The sequence below is a fragment of the Flavobacterium sp. UBA4854 genome (genome assembly GCF_002399805.1).
Classification (GTDB): domain Bacteria; phylum Bacteroidota; class Bacteroidia; order Flavobacteriales; family Flavobacteriaceae; genus Flavobacterium; species Flavobacterium ginsengisoli.
On record NZ_DHEI01000052.1, the window covers coordinates 1 to 13,284 of the forward strand.

The window sequence follows — 13,284 nt, forward strand, 5'->3', positions numbered from 1 at the left end:
ACGCCTCAATCTAAATTATCATATTAATAAAGTTTTAAAAACTTTACTTAAAATCATCTCATATTTTATGAGATGATTTTTTTTTAATGGCATAAAAACGATGCCACATAAACACTTAACAATCAAATAGTTTTAATTTTAAAAAAGATGTAATACATCAGATTTTATCCTTATTTTAGCTTTGCATTTTTACCTAAAAACTCAACTTTATGGAAGATTCAAACGAGCTAATACAAAAGCAAAGCTGGCTAAACCGAAACTGGAAATGGTTTATTCCTAGCGGATGTTTAACCCTTTTAGCATTAGTCGCTTTATTTATTGGAGGAATTTTCTACGAAGTAACTTCGGTACTTAAAGATTCTGAAGCTTATAAAGAATCTATGATAGCCGTAGAAAATAACAAACTTGTAATTGAAAAACTCGGGTCTCCTGTAGAAACAGACGGAATGGTTTCTGGAACTGTCACTTCACATAATAACATACGAACTTGCGATGTACAAGTTCCACTTAAAGGTCCAAAAGGTAAAGGAACTTTATTTGTTGTAGGCGAAAAAAGAGGTACATGGAAATACAGCGAAATGTCGGTCTACATTGAGAAAACAAATGAGAAAATTGATCTTTTGAAAAAGTAATTTTATGGAGAAATATTTTTCCCTTTTGTTTTTAGTCTTTTTTATTTCATGCAATAAAATTGAAACTCAATCAAGCTTAAATAAAAAAGATCTAAATTTTATAAAAAGTTTGAATCTACTTGATAAAGAAGAAACCATCTACAAATTTTATAGTGAAAACACCAAAGAAACAGCTGGTAACTTTTTCACTAATAAAAGAGTTGCTTCTTACTGGATCGATAAACGAAAAGTGGAAAGAAATGAAATAGTTTTTGCATTTTATAATGATATTATAAAGATTGACACAGTAAATTATGCTGGCATAACTTATTGTCCCTATGCGCTTATTACAAAAAAGGACAAAAGTACATTTAAAGTTAGTGTTGATGGAAAAAAAATAGAAGTAAAATCTTTTTTTGAAGATTTGCTTTTTCAATGGAAAAAGAATTCAAAAAATATTTAAAATCTATTTCTGCTCGTAATTTTTCTTTCGTTTTTAAACAATTGTAATTTGTGTTAGTTATCAAACAAAATCTTTCTTCTCTCTTAATAAAATTGTGGCGTTGTTTTTGAATAAGTAGTACTTTTGAAACTTAAATAAAACCCCATAATGAAAAAGATTTTACTATTAGCCGTTACGTTTTCGCTTACTTCTTGCGCACAGGTACAACAGACTTTAAATCAATTGCCTCAAATATCTTCTCAGCTTCCGGGAGTTGGAGGAGTTGATATTGCTTCAGGTTTAAAAGAAGCATTAAACAAAGGAATTACAGAACAAGTAAGCAAATTAACCGCAGTAGATGGATTTTACAAAAATGAAGCTGTAAAAATTTTAATGCCAGAAGAACTTCAAAAAGTAGATGCAACCCTTCGTAAAGTGGGATTAAGCTCTCTTGCAGATGAAGGAATCAAAATGTTGAATCGCGCTGCAGAAGATGCTGTAAAAGAAGCAACTCCGATCTTTGTTTCGGCTGTAAAAAACATGTCATTTACTGATGCTAAGAACATTCTTTTAGGAAATGATAGTGCCGCAACAACTTATTTACAAGGCAGTACAACTACTGCATTATATGCCAAATTTAATCCCGTAATTAAAAGCTCTTTCGAAAAAGTAGGCGCAGATGCCGTTTGGAAAAACATCATAACGAAATACAACACTATTCCGTTAGTAAAAAAAGTAAATCCAGATTTAACTGATTATACAACCAATCAAGCTTTGTCTGGTGTTTTTAAAATGATTGCCGTAGAAGAAAAAGAAATTAGAAATAATATCTCTGCAAGAACAACACCTTTATTAAAAAGCGTTTTTGCTCTTCAGGACGGAAAATAATTTTTTTTAAGGCTCAAAGAAACAGAGCTATAAAGGTTCAAAGTTTTTTACTAATGAATCTGGATAATTAACTGAAAAATCAAAAACAAAACGACCAAAATGCAAAAAATAACAATACTTATTCACTGCAAAGACCAAAAAGGAATTATTGCCGCAGTGACTACTTTTATTGCTAAGGTAGAAGGAAACATTACTTACATTGACCAGCATGTCGATGTAGAGCAAAATGTATTTTTCATGCGTTTAGAATGTGAATTTACCAATCAGAGCAGTAATATTGACCACATAAAAGAAAAATTCAGCAAGACTATTGCTGCCGATTTCAATATGTCGTGGGACTTGTACAATCAGGAACAAAAACCTAAAATGGCTTTGTTTGTTTCTAAATATGATCATTGTTTATTTGACATTTTAGGCCGTTACAGCGCAGATGAATTAGGAGTCGAAATTCCTATGATTATAAGCAATCATAATGATTTACGTTCAATTGCAGAACGTTTTGACATTCCGTTTCACTATGTTCCTTTTACAAAAGACAATAAAGAAGAAGGCGAAGCTAGACAGATAGAACTCTTAAAAAGATATCAAATCAATTTTATCGTTTTGGCTCGTTACATGCAGATTGTTACTCCAAAAGTGATTTCGCTTTACGAAAATAAAATTATTAATATCCACCATTCGTTCTTACCTGCTTTTCCAGGTGCAAAACCTTATCATTCGGCTTTTAAACGCGGTGTAAAAATTATTGGTGCAACAAGCCACTACGTAACAGAAGAATTGGATGAAGGTCCGATTATCGAGCAAGATATTGCAAGAGTTTCTCATATTCACTCCGTAGAAGATTTTATCATGAAAGGTCGTGATTTGGAACGCATTGTTTTAGCAAGAGCTATTAAATTGCATGCCGAAAGAAAAACTATGGTTTATAGCAATAAAACTGTTGTTTTTTCTTAAGGTTCAAAATTACTAAGAACTATAAGATTTTCTAATCTTTGAATAATAATTAACCCGATAGGTTTTAAATCCTGTCGGGTTATTTTTTTGGATAATCTTTCCATATTAGGAGTTTCAGCATCTTAAACACTTAAAAACGTTATCAGGATAGCAAAATGGCCTTTGTCAAATTTCTAAATAAAACTAAGAATTAGTAAAATTTGATAAATTGAGATTATTTAGCGCTGCAGAAAGCTCAAAACGACGATCTAAAAAATCTTAACGTATGCTCAACAAAGTAATAACAAAACCTTAACAGCATAAGATTGATATATGTCGGACATTTGTAGTGTAATAAACTGGTTATTTATTATTTTGGTTTTGGTTAGTTAAATGATGCCGGCTTCTTCGAGATGCCGGCATTCTTTTTTTATCATCATTTGGTTTCATGTTTTGGGTTTTCTTAATTTCAAGTTTACCTTATTTTCTTCTTGGTTTACTTACCCAAAGCGTAAATTTTCTGTATTGCAAACTTTTTCAAAATATACATTAACTTATTTTCAACAAAGTAATAACAAGACCTTAACAGCATAAGGTTTATTTATTTCGGACATTTGTAGTGTAATAAACTGGTTATTTATTATTTTGGTTTTGGTTAGTTAAATAATGCCGGCGTCTTCGAGATACCGGCATTTTTTATTTCAAGCTTTTTGTTGCTTGTTGCTTTACTTTGAACTTATTTTAACCGCAAAGTTCGCAAAGCAATAAAAAAAGCTTTGCGAACTTTGCGTATAACTTAGCATAGTTTGCGTTTAAGTTTCTAAAAACCTGAAACAAACAAAAACTAATTCTTTAATCTTTCGTGAAGTAATTTAAAGTATTGAAATGCTTTTAACAATCTAGTGCCGTGCCAGGAAAACATTTCGCCATCGACAAAAATGGTTTTGGCATGATGCGTAAATCTTCCAATTTCAAAAGCATCTTCTTCTTTAAAAGGATAAGGTTCTGAAGAAAGAAAAACAATATCAGGATCGCCTTCAATACGCATTTTCTTTAATTCTATTTCAGGATAACGCCCTTTGTCTTCGTAAATATTTTTAAAATGATTCAGTTTAAGCAGTTCATTTATATAGGTATCCTTTCCAGCAACCATATATGGATTTTTCCAAATAAAATAAGCCGCTTTCTTTTCTTTTATATTCTGAATATAATTTTTGAAATCGCTCAAGGCGAAAGCCAACTTATCGTTCCATTTTTGCGCTTCGGTTCTACAGTTGAATAATTGTCCGAAATCTGAAATCATCTGGAAATTATCTTCAATAGAAACGATATTTGTTACCCAAACTGGACAGATTGCACTTAACTGCTCTACAATTTCTTGCGTGTTTTCTTCTTTATTGCAAATAATAATATCTGGCTCAAGAATCTTTATTTTCTCGAAATGAATTTTCTTAGTACCGCCAACAGTCTTTTTGGTAGATTTAAAATGAAACGGATGAACACAGAACTTCGTTATTCCGATGATTTTCTCTTCTAAACCTAAATCATATAATAATTCTGTTTGCGAAGGAACTAGCGAAATAATACGTTTTGGAGCAGTTTCAAAAGAATGTAAAGTACCTAGCTGGTCTTTTATTTGCTTCATAATTGTTGGTGTGTGTGTTTTAACGCAAAGTGCGCTAAGTTTTTTCGCAAAGTGCACAAAGAAATTATCTGTAATCTTGTAAAAAGTCTTTTAAGTTCTCAAAGAAAAATTTAAGTATTGCTTTATCTATGCTTTGAGAACTTAAAAAAACTTTAATTCAAAAAGATAAAACTCTGCGAACTTTGCGAAAACCTTTGTGCACTTTGCGTTAAAACTATGTTCAAAGCTAACTTTAAACCTAAGACTTAGAATCAATAATCTCAGCCATTTCCTGCTGTACTTTCAAAGCTTCTTCTCTAGCCTTCTCTGCAAAATCGATTCCTTTTGAAGCGTAGATAATAGCTCTTGCCGAATTTACCAAAAGTCCCACTTTATCATTCATTCCGTATTTGCATACTTCAGATAAACTTCCGCCTTGAGCGCCAATTCCGGGAACCAATAAGAAACTGTCTGGAACAATTTTTCTAATTTCTGCAAAATATTCTGCTTTTGTTGCACCAACAACATACATTAAATTTTCGCTGTTTTTCCAAGTTTTAGAAGTCTCTAGAACTTTTTTGTATAACTCTTTTCCACCAGTATCTAAAGTCTGAAAATCGAAAGCGCCTTCGTTAGACGTTAAAGCCAACATAATAGTATGTTTATTTTCGAATGCTAGAAAAGGCTCAACAGAATCTTTGCCCATATATGGAGCAACGGTTACACTATCAAAATTTAGATCTTCAAAAAAAGCTTTTGCATACATGCTAGAAGTATTTCCTATATCTCCGCGTTTTGCATCTGCAATCGTAAAAATATCAGGATAATTTTCGTTGATATAATTGATTGTTTTTTGCAAAGACATCCAGCCTTTTATTCCATATGCTTCAAAAAAAGCTGTATTTGGTTTGTAACCAACGGTTAAATCGTGAGTCGCATCGATTATAGCTTTATTAAACTCAAAAATAGGATCTTCGGTTTCTAATAAATGCTGCGGTATTTTTGTCAAATCAGGATCTAAGCCAACGCATAAAAATGATTTTTTTTGAAGAATTTGTTCGTGTAGTTGTTGTGTTGTCATATTGTATTTTGCTAGTGCGGCAAAATTACAAATTATAATTGTGAATTGTAAATGGTTAATTGCAAATGGTCGAAATGGCATCAAAGAGTAAATTATCTAATTGTCCTATTTTCTAGTTATTCAGCTAACACATTGAATTTCTGTAATATCTACACAAAATTGTGTAATAAAAAGGTAAAATTGGAAAGTAACTTTGAAATAAACCCTTTAAAAAGACAATTATGAACCCAAATATCGGAATTACACCAAAGAACCTAAAAAAGAGTGCCTCTATGCTGGCTACGATTTTATCTAATGAAATGACATTGTACGTAAAAACGAGGAAATTTCACTGGAATATTTCTGGAAATAGTTTTATGGAACTACATAAATTATTTGAAGAACAATATCGTGTGCTTGAAGCTAATATTGATGAAGTTGCAGAACGCATTAATCAGTTGGGAGAAAAAACGATCGGAACAATGAAAGAGTTTATAGACAACTCTACCTTAAAAGAATCTCCGAAAGAATATGCTTCGCAAAAAAATATGCTGTCTGAACTTTTAGAAAACCATGAACAATTGGTGACAGAATTTAGAGGCTATATTCCTGTTTTTGAAAATGAAAATAATGATATAGGTTCTGCCGATTTTGTGACAGGATTACTGCAGGAACACGAAAAAATGGCTTGGATTCTGAGACGATATCAGGAATAATACGCATGAAAAAATGAAAATTATGCAACAGTCTAAAAAATAAATGTAACAAAATGTTGATTGAGAAGTTGCAATTTTACAATACAATAAATCACAAAAAAGAGATACCATGAATACTACAGAAATAAAAGGAAACTGGAATGAGCTGAAAGGTAAACTGAAACAAAAGTATGCAACTCTAACAGATGATGATTTGATGTTTGCTGAAGGAAAAGAAGACGAAATGTACGGAAGACTTCAGAAAAAACTGGGAAAAACAAAAGAGGAATTTCATCAAATCCTGTCAGAATTGTAAATCCTTACAACTCAATCAGGGAAATACCGTCTAGTAAAAATATTAGGCGGTATTTTTTTGAAAAATTTATTTTAAAATCACATTTTCATGTAATTCTATGCTATTTAAAAGCAAAAACACCAAATAAAATAAGTATCTTTAACCAAATTTCTATAAAATGAAACTATTTATAAAGTTCGATATCAATACAATTTGCTCTCTTTATTTAAAACAAAACTTAGAAGAAAATAATGTAAATTTTACAACTCTAGGATTTGGCGAAATTGAGATTGAAGACAATCTTGATGCCGAAGCGTTGGAGAAATTAAAAACTAGATTGGCTCCTTGCGGTTTTGAAGTAGTTGAAAATCAAAAAAGTGTACTTGTCCAAAAAATAAAAGATGCGATTATCGAGCTTGTATTTATGGATGATAGCAATAATTACAAAAGTTCTGTGTTTTTGGCAGAAAAGCTAAACCACAGCTACGGATATTTATCTAATGTTTTCTCAGAAGTAACATACTCTTCTATAGAAAATTTTATTATTTTACAGAAAATTGAAAGAGCAAAACAGCTAATCATTATCAATGAAATGAGTTTGACTGAAATTGCTTTTTTACTAAATTATTCTAGTGTTGCGCATTTGAGTACACAGTTTAAAAATACAACTGGTATTACTCCATCTGCTTTTCAGAGAATTATTAAGAAACGAAGAGAAAATTTAAAATAAAACCCAAATACCACAATCAAAATGCAAAAAAACGCATTACACATTTTATTGGCCGATGATGATGAAGATGACCGTCTTTTCTTTAAAGATGCATTTGAAGAAATAAAAATACAGACAAATGTAAATTTTGTCCACGACGGAATGCAGTTAATGGATCATTTAATGAATACAGACAATAAACTTCCTGATATTTTGTTTCTAGATTTAAACATGCCTAAAAAAACAGGTAAAGAATGTTTAATTGAAATTAAAAAAACGGACCACTTAAAAGATATAATTATTGCCATTTACTCTACTTCTTCATCTGAAGAAGATATTGAAGACACATTTATTCAAGGCGCTAATATTTACATCAAAAAGCCTAGCGATTTCAATACGCTGAAAAAAATAATTAATGAAGTCGTAACTGTAAACTGGCACTATCATACCTCTGGGTTAAACCGTGATAATTTCTTGCTGCGACTAAAATAGAGCATACCAATGAAATGGATACCAAATTTTAATTCTTCAAACTCTTTGAGAGTTATTTTTGTAATCGCAGTTTTCATTCTGTTATTTCTTTCTTCAATTGCTTACAAACATAATCAAGACTTGAACGAATCGAGTAAATTGGTTATGCACACTTACGAAATCAACATACAGCTCGAACGCTTAATGTCGGCTATAAAAGATGCAGAAACGGGCCAGCGAGGATATATTATCACTCGCAATGCCCGTTTTCTAACTCCTTACATTTACTCAAGAGATAAGGTAAATACTTCTTTTATTACCTTAAAAAAACTAACTGCTGATAATGAGCCGCAACAAGAAAATCTTCAGAAGCTTTTCAAACTCATTACGCAACGCTTTGTTTCTTTTGAGAACTGTTTAAAATACAGCGATCCAAAAACATACGACAAAAGAAAACTCGACAACCACATGTTTGGCGGAAGGATCTTAATGGAAAACATTCGCTTTAAGGTCGACGAAATGAACGATATCGAAAAAACATATCTCAAAAAAAGACTTAAAATTTACGATGCCGAAATCTCATTAAGTCCGCTTTTTTCTATTTCGCTGTTCTTGGTTGCTTTAAGCTTCATTTTATTATCTTACAGACAAATTAGCCGCGATTTTGAACGTTTGAAAGTATTCAATAAAAAGCTTTTAATCTCAAGCGGATTAATTTCTGAATCTGAAAGCATCGGTAAATTCAGCACTTGGCAATGGGATTTGGATTCTGATAAAATAGATTTCTCAGACAATCAGTTTCGATTATTAGGCCTTGAGCCAAAATCTTTTGCTCCCAATAAAGCAACACTTTTAAAATATGTGCATCCAGATGACAAAGAATCTGTTGCAAAGGCAATTGACGGAATTATAGAAAAGAAACATCTTCCGTTTGTATACTACAAAATTGTACGCCCAGATTTTGAAGTTCGTTATTTTAAAACCACGGGCAAACTTGTAACCGACCAACAGGGAAGCAAAATTTTACTTGGAATTAATTTTGATATTACAGACGAGCATCTTCTAAATATTGAACTTCAGGAAAGAAATAAAGAGTTGGAGAAAAGCAACAAAGAGCTGGCTTCATTTAATCATGTGGCAAGTCACGATTTGCAGGAACCACTGAGGAAAATACAGACTTTTATTTCGAGAGTTTCTGATGCCGATAAAAAAGTCATGTCTGAAAGCGGTAAAAATTACATCACTAAAATTGAAAGTTCAGCAAAAAGAATGCGTGTTTTAATAGACGATCTTCTTTTGTTTTCGAGAACGAATACTACGAAAAAAGAGTTCATCAAAACAAGCCTTAATGACCTTTTGAGCAATGCAGAATCTGAATTGGCAGAAATAATCGAAGAAAAGAAAGCCGTAATTAAGGCTTCAAAACTTCCAAAACTTTCTGTAATTCCATATCAGATCGAGCAGCTGTTTATTAATTTAATTGGAAATTCATTAAAATACAGTAAACCTGATATTGAACCAGAGATATCAATTTCGAGCGAAAAAGTAAATTCTTCCGAGTATCCAGAAATATTAGAACAGTCTATAAAGAAATTTCATAAAATTACTTTTACAGATAACGGAATGGGATTTGATCCTCAGTTTAAAGAAACTATTTTTATTCTTTTTCAGCGTCTTCATTCTAAAACAGATTATCCAGGAACTGGAATCGGATTGGCAATCTGCAAGAAGATTGTAGAAAATCATAAAGGCCATATTACAGCCGATAGCACTTTGGGCAAAGGCTCTGTATTTACCGTATTCCTACCCGATTAAAATTTTATTTTAATTTGTAAGAAAAAAAATTAGCTACATTATACTAAGAACAGAAAAAGAAATTATAGAAAAATCTATAATTTCTTTTTTTTACGCCAAACTTAAACTTCACAAACCATTGATTTTAAAAGGATAAAACCTAAAAATAATTCCGTTATGGGAATTATATAACGATTCATTTTTATGCTGTAAAGGAAAATCTTTCATTCGTTAGCATCTTTGTAATGTAATACTTTAGGAACTAATAATGAAAGCAATTCCCCCATTAAAAGCTACTAATCTTAAAGTCTTTTTCTTATTTGTATTAGTTGTCTGCATCACGTCATGCAGAAAGATTAATCCGATTGAAAATACTTTGAAGAATCAAGCTTTTACAAAAAATGACAGAGAAGAAACGGAAGTCTTCTTTTTTATTTCAGCGGCGAATATTAGCAAATCTATTATTTCAAAAAGTCAAATTGCACAACAAAAAAGTTCAGATGTAATTGTTCAGGAATTAAGCAAAAGAATAGAAATTGAAGAGAATCAGTTGCTGCAAGAAGTAACCAAAATGGCCACATCTAAGCTCATTGTCATTACTGAAATAAACGCCACGCACAAACGAGACCTGTACAACCTCATTGATGCTAGCAACAAAGATTTTAACAGCATCTATCTCGACGCCACAACAGAAGCTTTATGCGATCAAATTGAGTTACTTGAAACGATTTCTAAGGAAACAAATGATAAACAAATTTTGGAACTGGTTCTCCGTTTTTTGCCCGAACAATACAAACTCTTACGAGAGACTGAAAGAATAAAAAAACAAAATGAATAAACGCCTATTATCTATCTATTAACTAAATTTTTTACTATGAAATTACAAGCCAATTTTTTATGCGCCTTTACACTTTTTTTATCAGCTTCGTTTGGAATGCTGCACGCTCAGGACAATAATGTAAATACCGAATTTGGGGTAAAAGGAGGATTCAACATGTCTAATCTTTACGGTAGTGGAGATGATGTAGATGACAACAATGTTTTATACGGATTTAATGCCGGAGTTTATGCTACACTTCCTATTTCAGATTTTGTAGCAATTCAGCCAGAGCTTTTGTTTACCACAAAAGGGGCAAAATTAGAATACAACAACGCTTTTGCAAGTGGGGATGCAAAATTTAGACTTAATTATATCGAGCTTCCGCTTTTAGTGCGAGTTAATGTTACAAAAAACTTTAACATTCACGCCGGTGGTTACGCTTCTTATCTAGTAAGCTCTAAAGTAAGCGGAAACGGAAGTATTGATTTTGACCAAGATATTGACACAGATGATCTTGCCAAATTTGATGCAGGTATTTCTGCTGGTGTTGGAGTAGATTTTAACCCAATTAGCGTAGGATTACGTTACAATTACGGTTTAACCACTGTAGGTAAAGAAAGAACGGTTGCAGGAACAACATATACATTTCCTGACGCAAAAAACAGCAACTTGACTCTATATCTTTCTTATAAGTTAAATTAAAGAATTGATTATTAACCATTAAAATAAAAAACCATGTCAAACTTATTATATACAATCGCAGTGATTCTGGTGATACTTTGGGCTCTTGGGTTCTTTGTTTACAGTTTCGGAAGCATTATTCATATTCTTCTTGTAATTGCCATTATTGCCGTATTGCTTCGACTAATTAAAGGTCGAGAAGTATAAAATTAAACTTTTTATTAAATCAACAAATTATTAAATATTAATCCATTAAAATTAATTTATTATGAAAACTAGTAGCACAATTTTAGGAATTTTAGGAGCCGCAGCGGCGGGAGCATTCATAGGTGTTTTATTTGCACCAGACAAAGGGTCAAACACAAGAAAAAAAATTAAAGATAAATCAAAAGATTACGGTGATAATCTAAAAACAAAATTTGATGGTATTGTAAACACAATCACTTCAAACGGTAAAGAAATTATCGAAGAAGGAAAATCTAAACTTAACCAAGTTAAAGAAGATTACAATACGCTGAAAGACGACGTTAAAACAGTAAAATCAAACTATTAATCGAGATATTAATTAGTGAAATTTTCAAACCATAAAACCCTATATCATGGAACCAAATGCAACAACAAACGAGGACTTAAATCTTTATGAAAAAGCTGAAAACTATGCTAAAACAAGTTTAGAATTACTAAAACTGAAAACAGTATGTTCGGTTGCTGATGGTGCTTCATCATTGGCTTCAAAGATAGCGATTGGTATTGTTGTTGCATTTTTTACTTTATTCTTAAATATCGGAATTAGTTTATGGATTGGAAAAGAACTTGGAGAGTACTACTATGGCTTTTTTATCATGGCATTATTTTATCTTATTGTAGTGATTGTGGTTGTGAAATCGCATCATAAATTGATAAAAACTCCTATTGGAAATACGATCATTTCAAGTATACTGAAAGAAACTAAAAAATGATTTAATTATTAATAAACATAAAAAGACTATGGAGGCTATTTACAATATTGATCAGTTAAATCAAAAAATTGAGGAATTAGAAATTCGCCAAGATGCAGAATGGTGCGCAATAAAGGATCATATCGATGACATTAAAGAAAATCTAAAGCCAATAAACCTGATTCGAAATACGGTAGAAGAAATCAACGAAACTGTTGGATTTAAAAGCCACATTGCCCAATCGGCAATTAGTATCGGAATTGGTTATCTGGCAAAAAGATTTATTGTCGGCAAAGGCGATTCAATGTTTAAAGGTGTTTTGGGCTCAATCGTTCAGCTTATCGTAACAAATCTGGTTTCGAAACCTCATCATGAATCTTCTGAAGAAGAAGAATCATCACAATACGAACCGTCTAGAGAGTAATTTGTTTAACTTAATTTTAATTATTATGGAAAAGTTTAGCGAAATAATGATAAAAAACGGTGTATACGTTTACTCGAATCTATATAAATGTTTTGAATACACAAGGATATTTCTAGGTGTCTAATTCCATCATACGTTTTTGGGGAAACAAGTGATGGAAAAAGACCTTAATTATATATTTAAGATACTAAGTTGCTAAGATTCTAAGATTCTAAGTTTTATGCTTCGATTTTTTTAATCTTTCTTACTAATCTTAAAAATAAAAAACCGCAACTACTTTGTAGTTGCGGTTTTTTTATGTCTTTAATTTCAGAAACTTAGAAACTCAGAATCTTAGCAACTTAGAACCTCTACCTATAATCCTGATAAATCGGTAATTTCAAACCCGCGTAAATGTTACAGCCTTTTGAAGTGTTTGAAAACAGATTGGTAAATAGAGTTCCAGAACCAATAAATAATGGACCTGCTCTAAAACCAGCTCCTATTTGCGTTCCGCTGTATTGCATATACGTTACAGGAAGATAAAAGCTAAATTGTCTTGTTTCGTATCTTGGCGAAAAAGTTACCGAATTGGCAATTGCAGTTCCGTTTACCTTTTTGGCGTCTACTAAACTGAAATCTCCACTTAAATTCAAATAAAATCTTTGATTGATATTCCAATCAAAATTGGTGTGCAAAGCCGTTGGAAGATTTGCTTTCACTCCTTTTCTAGAAGATATTTTAGTATAGTTAGCGTCAAAAAATTCAAAAACATCATCTGCATCCTCAATATCTTGCTGCGTTACTCTTCCTGTTATATTATAAGTATTCTCTACAATATTTTTATAGTTTAGTTTTCCAATATCGGTTATAGAAGCTGCTGCTTTAAACTTATAGCGGTTTCCTGCGCAAGAATGACA

18 protein-coding genes are annotated in these 13,284 nt (G+C 31.7%); 15 read left to right on the forward strand and 3 right to left on the reverse strand.

Going from position 1 to position 13,284, the window contains the following annotated elements; all coding sequences use genetic code 11:
* The first annotated feature begins 209 nt into the window (after window positions 1-209).
* From B3J44_RS07445 to purU, 4 genes are all read left to right on the forward strand, one after another.
* A complete protein-coding gene (locus tag B3J44_RS07445) occupies window positions 210-632 on the forward strand; it encodes a cytochrome c oxidase assembly factor Coa1 family protein (protein WP_286967481.1) in 423 nt (140 codons plus the stop codon).
* A gap of 4 nt (window positions 633-636) precedes the next feature.
* Window positions 637-1,074 (forward strand): hypothetical protein, encoded by a 438-nt coding sequence (locus tag B3J44_RS07450; RefSeq protein ID WP_286967483.1) that lies wholly within the window; start codon window positions 637-639, stop codon window positions 1,072-1,074.
* A 147-nt stretch (window positions 1,075-1,221) separates the two neighbouring features.
* Window positions 1,222-1,941, forward strand: a complete 720-nt coding sequence (locus tag B3J44_RS07455) for a DUF4197 domain-containing protein (RefSeq protein WP_286967485.1) — start codon at window positions 1,222-1,224, stop codon at window positions 1,939-1,941.
* Window positions 1,942-2,040: 99 nt separating this feature from the next.
* On the forward strand, window positions 2,041-2,895 hold the full coding sequence (gene purU, locus B3J44_RS07460) for a formyltetrahydrofolate deformylase (protein WP_198856946.1): 855 nt from the start codon (window positions 2,041-2,043) through the stop codon (window positions 2,893-2,895).
* 823 nt (window positions 2,896-3,718) lie between these two features.
* On the opposite strand, the gene B3J44_RS07465 is transcribed toward purU, so the two are convergent.
* Both B3J44_RS07465 and pyrF read right to left on the reverse strand, forming a co-directional pair.
* The gene (locus B3J44_RS07465) at window positions 3,719-4,519 is read right to left on the reverse strand and encodes an ABC transporter substrate-binding protein (RefSeq protein WP_286967488.1); all 801 of its coding nucleotides are present in this window, start codon (window positions 4,517-4,519) and stop codon (window positions 3,719-3,721) included.
* A 238-nt stretch (window positions 4,520-4,757) separates the two neighbouring features.
* Complete coding sequence (gene pyrF / locus B3J44_RS07470) at window positions 4,758-5,579, reverse strand: orotidine-5'-phosphate decarboxylase (RefSeq protein ID WP_286967490.1); 822 nt, start codon at window positions 5,577-5,579, stop codon at window positions 4,758-4,760.
* Window positions 5,580-5,800: 221 nt separating this feature from the next.
* Between pyrF and B3J44_RS07475 the strand changes: the two genes are divergently transcribed.
* The 11 genes from B3J44_RS07475 to B3J44_RS07525 all read left to right on the forward strand — a co-directional run bounded on the left by B3J44_RS07475 (window position 5,801) and on the right by B3J44_RS07525 (window position 12,385).
* Window positions 5,801-6,274, forward strand: coding sequence for a Dps family protein (locus B3J44_RS07475; protein WP_286967492.1), 474 nt, complete (start codon window positions 5,801-5,803; stop codon window positions 6,272-6,274).
* Between the two features lie 109 nt (window positions 6,275-6,383).
* Window positions 6,384-6,569, forward strand: a complete 186-nt coding sequence (locus B3J44_RS07480; RefSeq protein ID WP_286967494.1) for a CsbD family protein — start codon at window positions 6,384-6,386, stop codon at window positions 6,567-6,569.
* 157 nt (window positions 6,570-6,726) lie between these two features.
* Window positions 6,727-7,278, forward strand: a complete 552-nt coding sequence (locus tag B3J44_RS07485) for a helix-turn-helix domain-containing protein (protein WP_286967495.1) — start codon at window positions 6,727-6,729, stop codon at window positions 7,276-7,278.
* 21 nt (window positions 7,279-7,299) lie between these two features.
* Complete coding sequence (locus tag B3J44_RS07490; RefSeq protein ID WP_198856940.1) at window positions 7,300-7,749, forward strand: response regulator; 450 nt, start codon at window positions 7,300-7,302, stop codon at window positions 7,747-7,749.
* Between the two features lie 9 nt (window positions 7,750-7,758).
* Complete coding sequence (locus tag B3J44_RS07495) at window positions 7,759-9,543, forward strand: CHASE3 domain-containing protein (RefSeq protein WP_286967497.1); 1,785 nt, start codon at window positions 7,759-7,761, stop codon at window positions 9,541-9,543.
* Window positions 9,544-9,790: 247 nt separating this feature from the next.
* Complete coding sequence (locus B3J44_RS07500) at window positions 9,791-10,360, forward strand: DUF4142 domain-containing protein (RefSeq protein ID WP_286967498.1); 570 nt, start codon at window positions 9,791-9,793, stop codon at window positions 10,358-10,360.
* A gap of 36 nt (window positions 10,361-10,396) precedes the next feature.
* On the forward strand, window positions 10,397-11,044 hold the full coding sequence (locus B3J44_RS07505) for a porin family protein (protein ID WP_286967499.1): 648 nt from the start codon (window positions 10,397-10,399) through the stop codon (window positions 11,042-11,044).
* Window positions 11,045-11,077: 33 nt separating this feature from the next.
* The gene (locus B3J44_RS07510) at window positions 11,078-11,230 is read left to right on the forward strand and encodes a lmo0937 family membrane protein (protein WP_111365189.1); all 153 of its coding nucleotides are present in this window, start codon (window positions 11,078-11,080) and stop codon (window positions 11,228-11,230) included.
* 61 nt (window positions 11,231-11,291) lie between these two features.
* On the forward strand, window positions 11,292-11,576 hold the full coding sequence (locus tag B3J44_RS07515; protein ID WP_198856936.1) for a YtxH domain-containing protein: 285 nt from the start codon (window positions 11,292-11,294) through the stop codon (window positions 11,574-11,576).
* A gap of 46 nt (window positions 11,577-11,622) precedes the next feature.
* Window positions 11,623-11,982, forward strand: a complete 360-nt coding sequence (locus tag B3J44_RS07520) for a hypothetical protein (RefSeq protein ID WP_286967504.1) — start codon at window positions 11,623-11,625, stop codon at window positions 11,980-11,982.
* A 28-nt stretch (window positions 11,983-12,010) separates the two neighbouring features.
* Complete coding sequence (locus B3J44_RS07525) at window positions 12,011-12,385, forward strand: hypothetical protein (RefSeq protein ID WP_286967506.1); 375 nt, start codon at window positions 12,011-12,013, stop codon at window positions 12,383-12,385.
* A gap of 350 nt (window positions 12,386-12,735) precedes the next feature.
* Here B3J44_RS07525 and B3J44_RS07530 read toward each other — a convergent pair.
* Window positions 12,736-13,284 (reverse strand): DUF5723 family protein (locus B3J44_RS07530; protein ID WP_286967508.1); only part of this gene is annotated, 549 nt, incomplete at its 5' end.

What these genes read in the sequence shown, in the direction of transcription:
- B3J44_RS07450 (WP_286967483.1), top strand. Translation starts at nt 637, where the DNA reads ATGGAGAAATATTTTTCCCTTTTGTTTTTAGTCTTTTTTATTTCATGC.
- B3J44_RS07495 (WP_286967497.1), top strand. Translation starts at nt 7,759, where the DNA reads ATGAAATGGATACCAAATTTTAATTCTTCAAACTCTTTGAGAGTTATT.
- B3J44_RS07520 (WP_286967504.1), top strand. Translation starts at nt 11,623, where the DNA reads ATGGAACCAAATGCAACAACAAACGAGGACTTAAATCTTTATGAAAAA.
- B3J44_RS07505 (WP_286967499.1), top strand. Translation starts at nt 10,397, where the DNA reads ATGAAATTACAAGCCAATTTTTTATGCGCCTTTACACTTTTTTTATCA.
- B3J44_RS07525 (WP_286967506.1), top strand. Translation starts at nt 12,011, where the DNA reads ATGGAGGCTATTTACAATATTGATCAGTTAAATCAAAAAATTGAGGAA.
- B3J44_RS07480 (WP_286967494.1), top strand. Translation starts at nt 6,384, where the DNA reads ATGAATACTACAGAAATAAAAGGAAACTGGAATGAGCTGAAAGGTAAA.
- B3J44_RS07515 (WP_198856936.1), top strand. Translation starts at nt 11,292, where the DNA reads ATGAAAACTAGTAGCACAATTTTAGGAATTTTAGGAGCCGCAGCGGCG.
- B3J44_RS07490 (WP_198856940.1), top strand. Translation starts at nt 7,300, where the DNA reads ATGCAAAAAAACGCATTACACATTTTATTGGCCGATGATGATGAAGAT.
- B3J44_RS07455 (WP_286967485.1), top strand. Translation starts at nt 1,222, where the DNA reads ATGAAAAAGATTTTACTATTAGCCGTTACGTTTTCGCTTACTTCTTGC.
- B3J44_RS07445 (WP_286967481.1), top strand. Translation starts at nt 210, where the DNA reads ATGGAAGATTCAAACGAGCTAATACAAAAGCAAAGCTGGCTAAACCGA.
- B3J44_RS07510 (WP_111365189.1), top strand. Translation starts at nt 11,078, where the DNA reads ATGTCAAACTTATTATATACAATCGCAGTGATTCTGGTGATACTTTGG.
- B3J44_RS07465 (WP_286967488.1), bottom strand. Translation starts at nt 4,519, where the DNA reads ATGAAGCAAATAAAAGACCAGCTAGGTACTTTACATTCTTTTGAAACT.
- purU (WP_198856946.1), top strand. Translation starts at nt 2,041, where the DNA reads ATGCAAAAAATAACAATACTTATTCACTGCAAAGACCAAAAAGGAATT.
- B3J44_RS07500 (WP_286967498.1), top strand. Translation starts at nt 9,791, where the DNA reads ATGAAAGCAATTCCCCCATTAAAAGCTACTAATCTTAAAGTCTTTTTC.
- B3J44_RS07485 (WP_286967495.1), top strand. Translation starts at nt 6,727, where the DNA reads ATGAAACTATTTATAAAGTTCGATATCAATACAATTTGCTCTCTTTAT.
- pyrF (WP_286967490.1), bottom strand. Translation starts at nt 5,579, where the DNA reads ATGACAACACAACAACTACACGAACAAATTCTTCAAAAAAAATCATTT.
- B3J44_RS07475 (WP_286967492.1), top strand. Translation starts at nt 5,801, where the DNA reads ATGAACCCAAATATCGGAATTACACCAAAGAACCTAAAAAAGAGTGCC.